Source organism: Afipia sp. GW822-FHT03D08 (assembly GCF_058801645.1).
In genome coordinates this window covers 2,413,224-2,428,603 of record NZ_JBXANK010000001.1, presented here as the reverse complement: position 1 = coordinate 2,428,603, position 15,380 = coordinate 2,413,224, and the positions used below count along the sequence as shown (strand labels likewise).

Annotated in this window: 17 protein-coding genes; 8 read left to right on the top strand and 9 right to left on the bottom strand. The window is 62.7% G+C overall.

Going from position 1 to position 15,380, the window contains the following annotated elements:
* Positions 1 to 160: 160 nt before the first annotated feature.
* The 6 genes from AC1RM7_RS12035 (at position 161) to AC1RM7_RS12010 (ending at position 5,255) form a co-directional block, all read left to right on the top strand.
* Positions 161 to 1,777, top strand: a complete 1,617-nt coding sequence (locus AC1RM7_RS12035; protein WP_024920517.1) for a phosphoenolpyruvate carboxykinase — start codon at positions 161 to 163, stop codon at positions 1,775 to 1,777.
* A gap of 83 nt (positions 1,778 to 1,860) precedes the next feature.
* Positions 1,861 to 2,067 (top strand): TOBE domain-containing protein, encoded by a 207-nt coding sequence (locus AC1RM7_RS12030; protein ID WP_006022361.1) that lies wholly within the window; start codon positions 1,861 to 1,863, stop codon positions 2,065 to 2,067.
* A gap of 8 nt (positions 2,068 to 2,075) precedes the next feature.
* Positions 2,076 to 3,149: an iron ABC transporter substrate-binding protein gene (locus tag AC1RM7_RS12025; RefSeq protein ID WP_024920516.1), complete on the top strand. Its 1,074-nt coding sequence runs from the start codon at positions 2,076 to 2,078 to the stop codon at positions 3,147 to 3,149.
* A complete protein-coding gene (locus AC1RM7_RS12020) occupies positions 3,146 to 4,168 on the top strand; it encodes a FecCD family ABC transporter permease (RefSeq protein ID WP_024920515.1) in 1,023 nt (340 codons plus the stop codon). The genes AC1RM7_RS12025 and AC1RM7_RS12020 overlap by 4 nt, the downstream gene beginning before the upstream one ends.
* Positions 4,168 to 4,941, top strand: a complete 774-nt coding sequence (locus tag AC1RM7_RS12015) for an ABC transporter ATP-binding protein (RefSeq protein ID WP_024920514.1) — start codon at positions 4,168 to 4,170, stop codon at positions 4,939 to 4,941. The genes AC1RM7_RS12020 and AC1RM7_RS12015 overlap by 1 nt, the downstream gene beginning before the upstream one ends.
* Positions 4,942 to 5,036: 95 nt before the next feature.
* A complete protein-coding gene (locus AC1RM7_RS12010) occupies positions 5,037 to 5,255 on the top strand; it encodes a hypothetical protein (protein ID WP_006022357.1) in 219 nt (72 codons plus the stop codon).
* 21 nt (positions 5,256 to 5,276) lie between these two features.
* Here the strand turns inward: AC1RM7_RS12010 and AC1RM7_RS12005 are convergent, their stop codons facing one another.
* The 3 genes from AC1RM7_RS12005 to AC1RM7_RS11995 form a co-directional block, all read right to left on the bottom strand.
* Positions 5,277 to 5,768, bottom strand: coding sequence for a GDSL-type esterase/lipase family protein (locus tag AC1RM7_RS12005; RefSeq protein ID WP_024920513.1), 492 nt, complete (start codon positions 5,766 to 5,768; stop codon positions 5,277 to 5,279).
* 20 nt (positions 5,769 to 5,788) lie between these two features.
* Positions 5,789 to 6,220 (bottom strand): lipocalin-like domain-containing protein, encoded by a 432-nt coding sequence (locus AC1RM7_RS12000; RefSeq protein WP_006022355.1) that lies wholly within the window; start codon positions 6,218 to 6,220, stop codon positions 5,789 to 5,791.
* Between the two features lie 76 nt (positions 6,221 to 6,296).
* Positions 6,297 to 6,722, bottom strand: a complete 426-nt coding sequence (locus AC1RM7_RS11995; protein WP_006022354.1) for an OsmC family protein — start codon at positions 6,720 to 6,722, stop codon at positions 6,297 to 6,299.
* A 196-nt stretch (positions 6,723 to 6,918) separates the two neighbouring features.
* Here AC1RM7_RS11995 and AC1RM7_RS11990 point away from each other — a divergent pair, with 196 nt between their 5' ends.
* Entirely contained in the window at positions 6,919 to 7,350 is a 432-nt protein-coding gene (locus AC1RM7_RS11990) for a hypothetical protein (protein ID WP_006022353.1), read from the top strand.
* A 6-nt stretch (positions 7,351 to 7,356) separates the two neighbouring features.
* Here AC1RM7_RS11990 and AC1RM7_RS11985 read toward each other — a convergent pair whose 3' ends face one another.
* The 3 genes from AC1RM7_RS11985 to pyrE form a co-directional block, all read right to left on the bottom strand.
* The gene (locus AC1RM7_RS11985) at positions 7,357 to 8,145 is read right to left on the bottom strand and encodes a DUF2865 domain-containing protein (RefSeq protein ID WP_034459467.1); all 789 of its coding nucleotides are present in this window, start codon (positions 8,143 to 8,145) and stop codon (positions 7,357 to 7,359) included.
* Positions 8,146 to 8,334: 189 nt separating this feature from the next.
* Positions 8,335 to 9,810 carry a sodium:proton antiporter gene (locus tag AC1RM7_RS11980; RefSeq protein WP_024920511.1) on the bottom strand — a complete coding sequence of 492 codons (1,476 nt, stop codon included), beginning with the start codon at positions 9,808 to 9,810 and terminating at the stop codon, positions 8,335 to 8,337.
* Positions 9,811 to 9,902: 92 nt separating this feature from the next.
* Entirely contained in the window at positions 9,903 to 10,466 is a 564-nt protein-coding gene (gene pyrE, locus AC1RM7_RS11975; RefSeq protein WP_024920510.1) for an orotate phosphoribosyltransferase, read from the bottom strand.
* A 109-nt stretch (positions 10,467 to 10,575) separates the two neighbouring features.
* Here pyrE and AC1RM7_RS11970 point away from each other — a divergent pair, with 109 nt between their 5' ends.
* Positions 10,576 to 11,202, top strand: a complete 627-nt coding sequence (locus AC1RM7_RS11970; RefSeq protein WP_024920509.1) for a glutathione S-transferase family protein — start codon at positions 10,576 to 10,578, stop codon at positions 11,200 to 11,202.
* A 3-nt stretch (positions 11,203 to 11,205) separates the two neighbouring features.
* On the opposite strand, the gene AC1RM7_RS11965 is transcribed toward AC1RM7_RS11970, so the two are convergent.
* From AC1RM7_RS11965 to polA, 3 genes are read right to left on the bottom strand one after another with little or no spacing between them, the layout of a single operon-like run.
* Positions 11,206 to 11,826, bottom strand: a complete 621-nt coding sequence (locus AC1RM7_RS11965) for a LysE family translocator (protein ID WP_024920508.1) — start codon at positions 11,824 to 11,826, stop codon at positions 11,206 to 11,208.
* A gap of 36 nt (positions 11,827 to 11,862) precedes the next feature.
* Entirely contained in the window at positions 11,863 to 12,261 is a 399-nt protein-coding gene (locus AC1RM7_RS11960; RefSeq protein ID WP_024920507.1) for a nuclear transport factor 2 family protein, read from the bottom strand.
* Positions 12,262 to 12,295: 34 nt separating this feature from the next.
* The gene (polA, locus tag AC1RM7_RS11955; RefSeq protein WP_024920506.1) at positions 12,296 to 15,358 is read right to left on the bottom strand and encodes a DNA polymerase I; all 3,063 of its coding nucleotides are present in this window, start codon (positions 15,356 to 15,358) and stop codon (positions 12,296 to 12,298) included.
* Positions 15,359 to 15,380 lie beyond the last annotated feature (22 nt).

The window sequence follows — 15,380 nt, the reverse complement described above, 5'->3', positions numbered from 1 at the left end:
CTTTACCGCATTATGACGGATCGACTTGGCAAGCCGCGCGTTGGCCACTAATAAGTCGCCGGATTGAGGCCCGGGAGCTATGATCCCCGGCATCCGCGACAAGGGCGTTTGGCGAATAGCCGCGCGAAACGATACGCGGTCTTTTTGGGAGATTCTGACAGTGCAAGAGACGGGTGTGCGCAACGGTGCTTTCGGCGCCGATAAATTCGGTTTCAAAAATCTCAAACAGGTAAACTGGAATCTCGGCACCGCGCCGCTCTACGAGCACTCGCTGCGCAACAATGAAGCCGAGCTGTCAGCCGGTGGTGCCCTTGTCGCGGAGACCGGTGTGTTCACCGGCCGCTCGCCGAAAGACAAGTTCACGGTGCGCGACGCGCTCACCGACAAGACCATGTGGTGGGGCGGCAACCAGTCCATCACCTCCGAACAGTTCGAAACGCTGTATCAGGATTTCCTCAAGCACTGCGAAGGCAAGACCCTCTTCGCGCAGGATCTCTACGGCGGCGCCGATCCGAAATTCCGGATCAAAACGCGCGTGTTCACCGAAATGGCGTGGCACTCGCTGTTCATCCGCACGCTGCTGCGCCGTCCCGAAATGGCCGAGCTTGCGAACTTCGCACCCGAACTGACCATCGTCGATCTGCCGAGCTTCCGCGCCGATCCGAAGCGTCACGGCTGCAAGTCCGAGAACGTCGTGGCGATCGACTTCACCCGCAAGATCGTTCTGATCGCAGGCAGCCAGTACGCCGGCGAAATGAAGAAGTCGGTGTTCACCACGTTGAACTACTTCCTGCCGGCGCAGGGCGTGATGCCGATGCACTGCTCGGCCAATGTCGGCCCGAACGGCGACAGCGCGATCTTCTTCGGCCTCTCCGGCACCGGGAAGACCACGCTCTCCGCCGATCCGAACCGTACCCTGATCGGCGACGACGAGACCGGCTGGGGTCCGGACGGCATCTTCAATTTCGAAGGCGGCTGCTACGCCAAGACCATCAAGCTGTCGCGTGAAGCCGAACCTGCGATCTATGACGCCAGCATTTGCTTCGGCGCGGTGCTCGAGAACGTCGTGCTCGATCCGGTCACCCGCGAGCCCGACTTCGACGACGGCTCCAAGACCGAGAACACCCGTTCCGCTTATCCGCTGGAATCGATCCCGAACGCATCGCGCACCGGTCGCGCCGGTCATCCGAAGAATCTGGTGATGCTCGCCGCCGACGCCTTCGGCGTGATGCCGCCGATCGCCAAGCTGACACCGGCGCAGGCGATGTACCACTTCCTCTCCGGCTACACCGCGAAGGTCGCCGGCACCGAGCGTGGTCTCGGCAACGAGCCCGTTCCTGAATTCTCGGCGTGCTTCGGCTCGCCGTTCCTGCCGCGCGATCCGGCCGAATACGGCCAGCTCCTGAAGGAGCTGATCGCCAAGCACAACGTCGATTGCTGGGTGGTCAACACCGGCTGGACCGGCGGCAAGTATGGCACCGGCAGCCGCATGCCGATCAAGGTGACCCGCGCGCTGCTGACCGCCGCGCTGAACGGCTCGCTGCGCAACGCCCAGTTCCGCACCGACAAGTATTTCGGCTTCGCGGTGCCGACGGCTCTCGAAGGCGTGCCGAGCGACATTCTCGATCCGGTCAACACCTGGAAGGACAAGGCCGAGTTCGACAAGACCGCGCGCGCGCTGGTCGGCATGTTCCAGAAGAACTTCGAACAGTTCGAAAAGCATGTCGACGCGGAAGTCCGCGCCGCCGCTCCCGAGGTCAAGCTCGCCGCGGAGTGAGTTCCTTCATACCGGTTTTGAACATATAAAAGGGCGGCTCACGGGCCGCCCTTTTTGTTGCCCCGTCACACGGAGATCTCGGAATGAAGATCAGCGCGCGCAATCAGCTCAAGGGCAAGGTCGTCGCCATCGATCACGGCGTCACCACCAGCCATGTGAAGATCGACATTGGCGGCAGCATTATCACCTCGGCCATCACCAAGACCTCGGTCGAGGAGTTGAAGCTCGAAGTCGGCAAGCAGGTCTACGCCATCGTCAAGGCGAGCGACGTCATGGTGGGCATCGACTGAGGCCATCCATGATCCGCATCAACCGGCGATCGTTTGTGGCGGGCGCCAGCATGATGATGCTGGCACGGCCGGCGCACGCCGCGCGCACCGTCACCGACAGCGCCGGGCGGAGCGTCGAACTTCCCGATCGCATTGATCAAGTGTTCGCGGCGGGCGGGCCGGCGTCGGTGGTGGTCTATGCGATGCGGCCGGAGACCATGGTGGGCTGGCCGCGCGCATTGCGCGCCGAAGAGCGCCCGTACATCGCTGCGGGCCAGCGTGATCTGCCGGAGGTCGGTTTGCTGACCGGACGCGGCGACACGGCCAACATAGAGACCGTGCTGAAAATCAAGCCCGACCTGATCGTCGACTACGGCTCGGTACGGCAGACCTTCGCGTCGCTGGCCGACAGCGTGCAGCAGCGCACCGGCATTCCCTATGTGCTGATCGACGGGCGCTTTGAGGCGACGGCATTATCGTTCCGGCTGCTCGGCAATATCTTTGGCGTGCCGGAGCGCGGCGAGGCGCTTGCAAAATATTCGGACGACCTGTTCAAGGGTCTCGATACGACGCTGGCGGGAATTCCCGAGGATCAGCGCCCGCGGGTCTATCTGGCGCGCGGTCCTGACGGATTTGAGACTGGGCTGCGCGGCTCGATCAACACCGAGATCATCGAACGGGCCGGCGGGCGCAACGTCGCCGATGCGCAGGACCAGCGGCGCGGCATTGCCAACGTGTCGCCCGAACAGATTCTCGCGTGGAATCCCGACATCATTGTCACCTGGGATCGCAACTTCCACGACAAGGTTGCCAAAGGCGGCGATTCAGTCTGGCAGGGCCTCAAAGCCGTCAAGGATGGCCGCGTGTATCTTGCGCCGACCGCGCCGTTCGGCTGGATCGATCGGCCGCCATCGGTCAACCGGCTGATCGGGCTGCGCTGGCTTGCCAATCTGTTTCACGGCGCGCGCTTTCCATTCGACATCCGGCAGGACACGCGCGCCTTCTACAGGCTGTTCTACCATGTCGATGTCGCGGACAGCGATCTCGATACGCTGATCGCATGGGCAGACGGCAAGCCGCCGTCAATTCCGGCACGCCGATGACGGCACAGCGCGGGGCATCGCGAGTCTCCTGGATCATTCCCGGCCTCGCGTTGCTGGCGCTCGCCGCCGCGGTGATCGGACTGAGCATCGGCGCCTTTCCGATGACGCTCGATGGATTCTTTCGTGCGCTGAGCAATTTCTGGTCGGGCGATCTGCCGCAGACCGCCGAACAGCGCGTGCTGTTCGGCATTCGCGGTCCGCGCGTGCTGGCAGGCCTGATCGTCGGGGCTTCGCTCGCAGGTGCGGGCGTCGTCTATCAGGGGCTGTTTCGCAATCCGCTGGTCTCGCCCGATGTGCTCGGCGTCTCGGCAGGCGCGGGCCTTGGCGCGGTGATCGGCATTTTCCTGTCACTGCCGGTGTTCGCGATCCAGATGCTCGCCTTCGGCGGCGGCCTTGCAACGGTGGGGCTTGTCTATCTGATTGCGGTGGCTGTGCGCGGCCGTGATCCGACGCTGGTGCTCGTGCTGGGCGGTGTGGTGGTCGGCGCGCTAGCGGGCGCGGCGATCTCGCTGCTGAAAATTCTCGCCGATCCTTATGACCAGTTGCCCGCAATCACCTTCTGGCTGCTCGGCAGTCTCGCCAGTGTGCGCGGCGGCGATCTGTGGAATGTCATGCCGGCGGTCGCGATCGGCCTTGTGCCGCTGGTGCTGCTGCGCTGGCAGATCAACGTGCTGTCGCTGGGCGACGAGGAGGCCAAGTCGCTTGGCGTCGAATCCGGGCGGCTGCGCGTCATCGTCATCGCCGCGGCGACGCTGATCACCGCCAGCGTGGTGGCGATCTCGGGCGTGATCGGCTGGGTCGGTCTGGTGATCCCGCACATTGCGCGGATGCTGGTCGGCCCGAATTTCGAGCGGCTGCTGCCAGCGGCGATGCTGATGGGCGCGAGCTATCTGGTGCTGGTGGATACGCTGGCGCGTTCGCTGGGGCGCATCGAAGTGCCGCTCGGAATCCTCACCGCAGTGGTCGGCGCACCATTCTTTTTGTGGCTCTTGTGGCGCGGCCGGCACGGGTGGTCGTGATGCGTCTCATTGCCCGCGATCTCGCATTCGGTTATCCCGAGCGGCCTGTCGGCCGAAATCTGAATCTGACCGTCGAGACCGGCGAGGTGCTGTGTCTGCTCGGGCCGAACGGCTGCGGCAAGAGCACGCTGTTCAAGACACTGCTCGGCCTGCTGCGGCCGCAGGGGGGCGACATCTCGCTCGGCGGCGATGCACTGTCTACCCTGCCGCGCGCGCATATCGCGCGCCGCATCGCCTATGTGCCGCAGGCGCAGGACACCGCGTTTCCCTATACCGCGTCCGATCTGGTGCTGATGGGGCGGGTCGCGCATCGCGGCGTGTTCGCGGCCCCCACGAAGGAAGACCGGACTATCGCGCAGAATTCGCTGGCCGAGCTTGGGATCGCCGAACTCGCTTCGCGCGAGGTAACGACACTGTCCGGCGGTCAGCGCCAGCTCGTGATCGTGGCGCGGGCGATGGCGCAGGCGGCGCCGCTGATCGTGATGGACGAGCCGACCGCCAGTCTCGATTTCGGCAATCAGGCCGCTGTGCTGGCGGAAATTCGCAAGCTCGCCGCGCGCGGCACCGGCATCATTCTCTCAACCCACGATCCCGATCAGGCCTTTGCAGTGGCGAGCCGCGTCGCCTTGATGCAGGACGGCGTCATCGTTGCGCAAGGAACGCCGCACGAGGTGCTCACCGCCGCGCGGCTGAAAGCAGTGTACGGCATCGATGTCACGGTCGAACGGCTGGCGAGCGGGCAGACGGTCTGCGCGCCGGTCTATCCGCGCTGAACGTCACGCCTTGAGTACCCCAATGGCTTCGGCGGTTGCCGTCATAATCCAGTCGCAAGGCGCGCTATTCTGAAATCCAAACCGGGGAGGGTCAGATGGCGGATATCGACGGTATCAAGATCGCCAGTCTCACGCATGACTTCGTGACGAAGAAGTCGTTCGTCGGACTGGTCTGGGAAAGCGACGCCAGCAAGTCACTGGGGCTGGAGGTACCGTTTTGCTGCAGCCCGGAGCAGCTTCCGGCAGAGGCTGAAAAGGCCGTGCGCAAGCTCTCTCACGAACTCGCTTCGATCCCTATCATGGTTGTGCCGTAAGGGTCGCGCGAGCATCGCCGGTCAGCGGATGGACGCCGCGAGTTGTTGTGCGACCTTGCGATGGCCCTCTGCCGTCAGATGAATTCCGTCGGGTTGCCGCAGCCCGCTGCGAAGCGCCGACCACACATAGCTGTCAGCCTCGATGATGCGGATGCCGCGGGCATGCAGCCGCTTTCGGATTTCAGACCTGTTGGCCGCAGCCTCCGCTTCGCTGATGCCCTTCCGGCGATCGTTGCCGCCGATCTGAAGAATCACGATCTTCGTTCCGTCCGGCGCTACGCTCGATAATCGCGACAGCATGCCGCCGGTTGTATCTCCGCTGACGCCTGCGTTGCTCACCGTCATCGGCCAGCCTTTCGCACGCAGAAGTTCTTGCAGGACGGCTGGAAAGGCCGCCGATGCGCCGACGCCGTATCCGGCGGTATTGCTGGCGCCGAGCGCGACGATCTGGGCGCTGCAATTTGTGGTGGCGGCAAATGTCACGAGGCAGATGAGGATCAGACTTCTGAGCATCTTTTGAAGCCCTCGTTGGTTTAGCGAACTTTTCGAAATTCCATTCTGTAAATGACCGCTTCACCGGTCACCGGGTCTTCACCCGGTGCTCCGCTAATCACGAGCGTATCGCCCTCAAGCGTATAAGGCCGGATCAGATCCGAAACGCCCCATGCCGGATTCCAGGCCGCATCGACATGGTGGACGACTTTGTCGTCGTCGAGCGTATACGACGCGGAATAGGCCAGCATGGAATCGAACAGCGCGACCTTTTCATCGTCCGTAGGCGTTGTCCCCTTGAGCTTGGCCCTGTGGCGATCGACGACCAGCGCCATCATGCGGCCGTCGGCGTGATAGGCGATATATCCGATAGGGTCCGCGCCCATTGCATCGGTTATCTTGCCGGTTGCGACCGCCGTACGCGTCCAGGACACCATCCGCCACGTTCCGAGAAGTGCAGCCGCGTCTGCCATGCCTCGCTCCGCGAATGAATGGCCGCTCATTGAGCGGCCATTTTTTAACATAGTATATTGGTGACCGGTTTTGACGTCACGTCTCCAGCGTCGCGTCGAGCGTGATGTTGGCTTTCAGCAGCTTCGACACCGGGCAACCCGCCTTCGCCATGCCGGTGAGTTTCTCGAACTGCTCCTGTGTTGCGCCGGGAATTTTCGCCTTCAGCGTCAGATGCACGGCCGTTATGGAAAATCCGTCGCCGTCCTTGTCGAGCGAGACTTCGGCGACCGTTTCCATTTTTTCGGCGGTGAGTTTGGCTTCACCTAGGATCAGCGACAGGGCCATGGTGAAGCAGCCGGCATGGGCCGCGCCGATCAGCTCTTCGGGATTGGTGCCGGGCTTGCCCTCGAAGCGCGAAGCGAAGCCATAGGGGTAGCTGCTCAGTGCCCCGCTCTTGGTCGAGATCGCACCCTTGCCGTCCTTGATACCGCCGCTCCAGACGGCCGATCCTTGAGTCTTCATCGTCGCACGCTCCATATTTTTCTGACTGATACCCGGCCCGAGCAGTCAGGCTAGCAGACATCCGACGACAGCATTGTGCAAAGAAGAATGATCTCGGAACAAATTAAGAACACTTTAGCAAGTCATTGATATATCATTGTGATTCGGTCCCTATGGGCCACCACATCTAGGGTCTGTCATCGGTCTTGAGGACTACATGTCCAATATCGCTTTCGACAACACGGCGCTGACGCGCATCGCGGACTTCGCCCGGACGCTTTCCCGTCTCCATGCCGCCGCGCGGACGCGGCTGGTGGACGACGACCACATCGACCGCGAATTCAACGCGGTCTGCATGTCGGTGTGGGGCTATACCACCGACGATTTCAGCGACGATCTGTTCTCGCTGAAGGATCATGAATTCCTCGACTCGCTGGACGAGGCGCGGGCGCGCATCTTCGCCGCCGAACACGGCTACGACCTGGTCGACGACACCGGCATCCTCGCCGACTGGTGGGGCTATTGCTGGATGATCCTGGCCGAGCATCGCGGCCTGCTGACGCCGGAGATCAAGGCGCGGGCGCGGATGGAAATGGAAGAGAAGTATCTCGCAGCCCCGAACGTGATCGGCGTCATCGTCGGGCGGTGAGTTGAATTACATCCGTGCGCGAGGCTTCGGCGCGAGCTTCGGCATGACGGCATCCGGCGCCATCGGCTGGGCGTATTTCGGCTCGGGCACCGACCCTGTGATGTCCTGCGACGAATAGGTGTCTTCGGGAATTTCAGCGGCCACCGGCGCGACCTTCATCTCGCCGAGCCGCGCGCGCAGCTCTGACGTCAGGCCGGGATAGTTGTTGACCGGAGTGAACTGCGCGATCTGGCCGTTGGCGGAACTGGTGCCGGAGTAAGCAACAAGCCCGTTCGAGGTCGCGACAATGTCGCCGGGGCGCAATGTGGTGTCGAGCGACAGATCGACCGGCGCAAGGCCCGCAGGGTCGCGGCCGTTGCAGGTGCAATCCGTCTTCAGCGCTTTGCGATAGGCGAAGGCGTTCGGCGTATCGACATAGCGTTCGCCCATATTGCCGACGGCGTAGTCGATGTTGTTGCCGGAAAAGACCTTGGTTGCGCTTGCCGGGCAGAACGCCTGGCACATCTGTGCCGGCGTGCCGTTGCCGCGCGACGTCAGCGGGAAATAGCGGCCATCGCAGGTCCGCACGCAATAGGTGGTGAAGCGCCCGCCGGAGGAAGCCGACGGCGCAGGCGCGGGATTGGGTGTGGACAGGCCGAACGGATCGGCAAAGGCATTGCTCGGCTGCTGTTGCTGCTGAGGCTCCTGCTTCTGCGGCTTGTCACCGCCGAACAGGAAATCGAAAATGCCGGCGGAGGCCGCGTGGGGCGCAAGCGCCGCGGGCATTGCCAGCATGACAGTGAGAACAAGCGTCATGCGGCGCCGCACGCGCGAAATACGCAACTCTGTACGCAACACGGACTGCCCCACTCACGCAACGCTGACGCCTGCGGCAACTTCATGCCGCAGCGTCAATGACCTTAATGCGTGATGGTAAACGCCGAGTTAGGGAGCGGCTTTGCGCCAGAAATTGTGGTCATGGAATCGTGCAGGCGAGCGCCGCGCTCACGGCCTGAAAAACAGGAACGTCGCCAGCACGAAAGTCGGCACCAGCACCAGCATCGACCACACCATATAGCCGAAGAAGCTCGGCATTTTCACGCCGGCCTGCCGCGCGATGGCATAGACCATGAAGTTCGGTGCGTTGCCGATATAGGTGTTGGCGCCCATGTAGACCGCGCCGGACGAGATTGCCGCCAGCGTCGCAGCCTTTACTCCCATCAAAACCTGCGGATCTCCGCCGGCGAGCTGGAAGAACACCAGATAGGTCGGCGCATTGTCGAGGAACGACGACAGGATGCCGGTCAGCCAGAAATAGGCGGCGGCGTTGTTGCTGCCGTCGGCGTTAGTGACGAGTCCGAGCAGCGCGGCGAACGGTCCTTGCGGCCCTGCCTGAAGCATCGCCATCACCGGCACGATGCAGATGAATATGCCGGCGAACAGGATGGCGACTTCCTGAATCGGCCCCCATGAAAATCCGTTGGCCTCGCGATCTGATTTCTGCGTCCACGTCATGGATGCGATCGCGACCACGACGAAGATCGCATCGCGCAGCAGGTCCTGAATTTCGAGATCGACGCCGGCGATGTGGAAGGAGATTCCGGGCTTCCACTGCGCGCTCATCAGGATGGCGGCGATGATGACCGCGATCAGCACAAGGTTGATCTTGCCGTGAAGTTTGAGCGGTTTGTCCGGCGTCGGGTCTTTCAGTTTGGTGAAGCGGCCCTCGCGGTGATGCATGTAAAGATCGATCACCATGAAAATCGCGAGCACGATGCCGCCGACCACCAGGGTCTCCTGCCACAGATGTTTCGTGGTCCAAAAGAAGTCGACGCCCTTGAGGAAGCCGATGAACAGCGGCGGGTCGCCGAGCGGCGACAGCGCGCCGCCGATATTGGCGACGAGGAAAATAAAGAACACCACGACATGCGCGTTGTATCGCCGGTCGTCATTGGCGCGGATCAGGGGGCGGATCAGGATCATCGCCGCACCGGTGGTGCCGACGACGCTGGCCATCAGCCCGCCAACGGCGAGCAATACAGTGTTGGTGAACACGCTGTCGTGCAGGTTGCCTTCGAGATAGATGCCGCCCGCGACCACAAACAGCGCCAGCAGCAACAGGATGAACGGCATGTATTCAAGCAGCGCCGTGTGCGCGAGTGTCGTCGTGACGGTGTGAACATCGGCGGTGGCGAACAGTGGAACGACGATCAGCGCCGCCCAGAGCGCGGTGAACTTGCCGTAGTGATGCTCCCAGACGTGGGGATAGAACACCGGACCCGTGGCGATACACAAAAGAATGCCGACGAACGGCAGCGCCCAGAGGATCGAGAGCTTTGCGCCGTTCAGCCCTTCGGCGGCGAAGGCCGGCGCGGGAAGAAGGAAAAACAACGTAAAGGCCAGAATGCATGTCACAGACGTGCCGGCGAAGGTCCGGACCCATAACCCTTGAAGCCGGTGGTGACGGGGAGATATCTGCATTCTCATCTCTATTCCGTGGTTATGGATTCTGGCTCGGGCTCGCTTTGCTGGAACGACCGGAGAACTTTCTCCGAGCGGCGATAGGGCCGATGTCAGCTCTTGAGAAATTCGCCCGCCTTGTAGAGCGCGCGGAACGGAATGCCGGCCTCGGAGAACGCTTCGGTCGCGCCTTCGTCGCGGTCGACCATGGTGAACACCAGCACGACTTCGCCGCCTGAATCCTTCACCGCATCTACCGCCTTGATCGCCGAGCCGCCGGTGGTGGTGACATCCTCGACGATGACAATGCGTTTGCCGGCCAGGCTCTCGCCCTTGGCGAGGCCTTCGACTGCGAGCCGCGCGCCGTGTTCCTTCGGCTTCTTGCGCACGAAGAACGCCGCGATGGGATGTCCCTTCAGCCACGACAGTTGTGCGATGGCGCCCGCGATCGGCACCGCGCCCATCTCCAGTCCGCCGATGTAATCGACCTGATCGTCCTTCAGCGCATCAAGCGACAGCTCGGCGAGCAGCGCCGCGCCTTCGGGATCGAGCATGGTCGGCTTCAGGTTGAAATAGAAATCGCTCTTGCGGCCCGAGGCCAGCGTGATTTCGCCGCGCCCGAATGAGCGCTTGCGGATGATGTCGGCGAGGCGGGCGCGGGACGCTGATTTGGACAAGGCGATCTCTTCAGGCTATGGGGATTTGCGGGAATTTATCCTCTGCTTTGTAGACATTCCACAGCGGATCGCTCACCGTCAACAGCGCAAGATCAATTAAAGGAAGCGAATGACCATCGACTTCTACGCCTGGAACACCCCGAACGGCCGCAAGATCAGCATCGCACTCGAGGAAATGGGGCTGCCCTACAAGGTGCATCCCATCAACATTTCCAAAGACGAGCAGTTCGCGCCGGATTTTCTCAAGATCAGCCCGAACAACAAGATTCCCGCCATCATCGATCCCGATGGCCCGCACGGCAGGCCGGTTAGCATCTTCGAATCCGGGGCGATCCTGCTCTATCTCGGCGAGAAGACCGGACAATTCCTGCCGAAGGATCTGGGCGAGCGGATTCCCGTGCTGGAATGGCTGATGTGGCAGATGGGCGGCTTCGGGCCGATGCCGGGCCAGGTGCATCACTTTATCGCACTCGAAAACGAGCAGGATCGCCGCTACGGCCTCGAGCGTTTTTCAAAGGAAACGCGAAGGCTCTATGGCGTGCTGGACCGCCGCCTTGCGGAGCATGAATTTGCCGCGGACAAGATCTCGGTGGCCGACTTCGCCATTCTCGGCTGGGCGTGGCGGCACGAGCGCCACAAGGTGTCGCTCGACGATTTCCCGAACGTGAAGCGCTGGTACGCGACGATGATGGCGCGGCCGGGCGTGCAGCGCGGGTTTGAGGTGAAGCTGGGTTAGGTCTTAGCGGCTGGTGCTGAACGCAAACCAGATCGCGATGGCGGCCAGCAACACAGCAAGGACGCGGCGAACCGTACGCCGCTGTTCTGCCGTTGCGATCACACGTTGCAGCCGCGAGGCAAGCAACACGATGACGAGATGAATCGAAGTCGCGATGCCGACATAGATCGCCGATAGCATGAACGTCTGCTCCGCGACCGCGCCTTTCTCGATCTGGACAAAGTCCGGCAGCACGGCGACATAGAATACCGCGGCCTTCGGATTCAGGAGATTGGTGATCAGTCCGCGCCGGAATGCGGTCCATGGGTTGATCCCGCCGTCGACAGTTTCCGGCGAGACCTCGCGTTCGGCGGTCCATGCCTCCCATGCCAGCCACAGCAGATAGGCGACGCCGCCCCAGCGCAGCGTCTCATAGAGGAATCGCGAGTTGTCGATGATGGCGCTGAGCCCGAGCGAGGCAGCCACACCATAGATTGCAAGCCCGAGTGCAATTCCGGCGACGGCCGCGATGCCGGCGCGGACGCCCTGCGAAAGCGACAGCGCGGCGAGATAGGCCATGTTCGGGCCAGGCGTGATCTCAATCACGAGGCAGGTCAGCGCGAAAGCGAGCAAGGGCGGGGACATTGCTATGACCTTTCACGCTGGATCAATGTGCCCGTCCTAGCCGTGGGGGACGCGGGCGTCGACTTGCTCCACAAGATGCGCGCGCGAGGGTGCGGGGTCGAACCGATCGGCGAAATACTGCGTTTCGTTGGCCACCAGCCCGTCGCGAAATTCCATAATGCTCACCGTGTAAGACGGTATGCCGTCGTAGGTCAGGACGAATTCCGTGACCCAGAGATCGCCGCTGCCGATGATCCGTTGAACCGTAAAGCGCTTCCTGTTCGGCTGGAGGCGCCGGCTTTCCTGAATGTTGCGCCGGCCGCGAATCCGCTCACCGGACTGCGGATAATGAAGCACGGCATCCTCGCGATAGATCTCGTGTTCGGTGTCGAAATCGTTCGCATCGGACGCCTCCCAATGGCGCTCCAGCGCTGCCCGCACGGTTTGATCATCCATCTCGATCTCCCACGTATAGGCGTGCAGTTACGGCTTAATGCGCCTCGTCCCAATTGTTGGCGGCGCGAGCATCGACCTGCAGCGGCACCGAGAGCGACACAGCAGGGAACGGCGCGTCCTGCATCACATGCTGGATCACCGGCAGCGTTTTCGCCACCTCATCGTCCGGCACCTCGAAGATCAGTTCGTCGTGCACCTGGAGCAGCATCTGCGCCGACAGCTTGTGCTCGGCGAGTGTATCCTCCATGCGGATCATGGCGCGGCGGATGATGTCGGCTGCCGAGCCCTGAAGCCGCGCATTGATCGCGGCGCGCTCGTTGAACGAGCGGACCGACGGATTGCTGGCCTTGATGTCCGGGTAATGGCACTTGCGGCCGAAGATCGTCTCGACATAGCCGTGCTCGCGGCAGAAGTCGCGCGTGGCGTCCATATAGGCGCGGATGCCGGGGAAACGCTCGAAGTACTTTTTAATGTACGCGCCGGCTTCCTCGCGCGGAATGCCGAGCTGGTTGGCGAGGCCGAAGGCCGAGATGCCATAGATGATACCGAAGTTGATCGCCTTGGCGCGGCGGCGGACTTCGCCCGGCATGTCCTTGATCGGTACGCCGAACATTTCCGACGCGGTCATGGCGTGAATGTCCAGCTTGTCCTGGAACGCCTGCTTCAGCGAGGGAATGTCCGCGATCTCCGCCAGCAGCCGCAGTTCGATCTGCGAGTAATCCGCCGAGACCAGCTTGTGGCCCTTGGCGGCGATGAAGGCCTTGCGGATCTTGCGGCCGTCCTCGGTGCGTACCGGAATGTTCTGCAGGTTCGGTTCGTTGGACGATAGCCGCCCCGTGGTGGTCGCCGCGAGCGCGTAGGTCGTGTGCACGCGCTGGGTTTGCGGATTGACGTATTCCGGCAGCGAATCCGTGTAGGTCGATTTCAGCTTGGTGACCTGCCGCCATTCCAGAACATGCTTCGGGAATTCATGTCCGGCTTCGGCCAGTTCATCCAGGATTTGCGCCGACGTCGACCATGCGCCGGTCTTGGTCTTTGCGCCGCCCGGCAGGCCCATCTTGCCGAACATGATGTCGCCGAGTTGTTTCGGGCTGCCAGGATTGATCGGCTCGCCGGCCATTTTCTGGATCTCGGCCTCGACGCGCGCGGCGGTCTGCGCGAATTCGCCGGACAGGCGCGAGAGCACCTGACGGTCGATGGAAATGCCCCGCCGCTCCATGCGCGCGAGCACGGACACCAGCGGGCGCTCCAGCGTTTCGTAGACCGTGTTGACGCGGTAGGCCAGCAGGCGTGGTTTGAGCACCCGCCACAGCCGGAGCGTTACGTCGGCGCGTTCGGCGGCGTATTCGGCGGCCTTCTCGACCGGCACCTGATCATAAGCGATGCGGTTCTTGCCGCTGCCGATGAGTTCGCCGAAGCCGATGGCCTTGTGGCCGAACCAGCTCTCGGCCAGCGACTCGTAATCGTGCTTGGCGCGGCCTGCGTCGAGCACATAGGAAATCAGGATGGTGTCTTCGAGCGGCGCCATGTCGATGCCGTGCTGCGCCAGCACCACGGTATCGAATTTCAGATCATGGCCGATCTTGAGGACGCCCGCGTCCGTGAGCAGCGGCTTGAGCGCGGCCAGCGCATCGGCGGCCTTGATCTGGTCCGGAGCCAGTCCGCCGGCGAAGAGTCCCGACCCATCGCCGGGCTTGGTATGCGCGAGGGGAATGTAACAGGCTTCATTGACGCCGGTGGCGAGCGAGATGCCGATGATCTCGGCCTGCATCGGATCGGCGCTGGAGGTCTCGACCGTCACGGCGACCTGACCGAGATCGAAGGCGCGCGCGATTCGCCGCTGCAACTCGTCGACGGTCTTGATCGTCGTGTAGGCGGTGCGATTGAACTTGGCGCTGCGCGCTTCCTCGGCGCGCGCATCGGCCAGCGCCTTCGGCGTTTGAGGTCCTGTGGCGGGTGCCGCGGCCTGCTTCGGCTGCGATCCGGTCCACTGTCCGGCGTTTGACGTTTTTTCGGCGGTCCCGCGCGCGAAAAGGTCAGGCTCGCCGCCGAGCGGCGGCGTCTTGGGTGAATCGGCTGCGACATCGGCGGGCGCGAACGAGCTTTTCATGCTGGCGTCGGCTTCGACGTCCGATGGATCGATCTGCGAATACTCCGCCACGCGCCGCGTCAGGGTCGAGAATTCCATCGCTTTCAGGAAGGCGATCAGCTTGCGTGAATCCGGCTCGTGCACGGCGAGATCGTCCAGCGGCACATCGAGCTTCACGCGGTCGTCGAGCTGCACCAGCTTCTTCGAGATGCGCGCCTTGTCGGCGTTCTCGATCAGCGTCTCGCGCCGCTTCGGCTGCTTGATTTCGGGGGCGCGCTTGAGCAGCGTTTCAAGGTCGCCGTACTCGTTGATGAGCTGGGCCGCGGTCTTGATGCCGATACCCGGCACGCCCGGCACGTTATCGACCGAGTCGCCCGCGAGCGCCTGCACCTCGACCACCTTCTCCGGCGGCACGCCGAATTTCTCGATCACTTCAGGAATGCCGATGCGGCGATCCTTCATGGTGTCGTACATCGACACACAGTCAGTCACGAGCTGCATCAGGTCTTTATCGGAAGAGACGATGGTCGCCGTCGCGCCGCGCTCGCACGCCTCGCGCACATAGGTTGCGATCAGGTCATCGGCCTCATAGCCGGATTGTTCGAGGCAGGGCAGGTCGAAGGCGCGAACCGCTTCGCGGATCAGCGCGAACTGCGGAATGAGATCGTCGGGAGCAGGGGCGCGCTGCGCCTTGTATTCTGGATAGAGCTCGTTGCGGAACGTGACTTCGGACTTGTCGAAGATGATGGCCAGATGGGTCGGCCGGTTGTCCGGCGGCATGTCGCGCATCAGCTTCCACAGCATGTTGCAGAAACCGAGCACGGCATTGACCTGCAAGCCGTCGGACTTGCGGTTCAGCGGCGGCAGCGCGTGATAGGCGCGGAAGATGTAGCCCGAGCCGTCCACCAGAAAGACGTGATCGCCCTTGGCGGGGGTCTTTGCGGCTGGTGCGCTGGCGGCGGGTTTCGTGGCGGGCGATTTCGCGGGGGATGCAGGCTTTTTGGGCATGGGCGCAATTTAGGGATTTCTC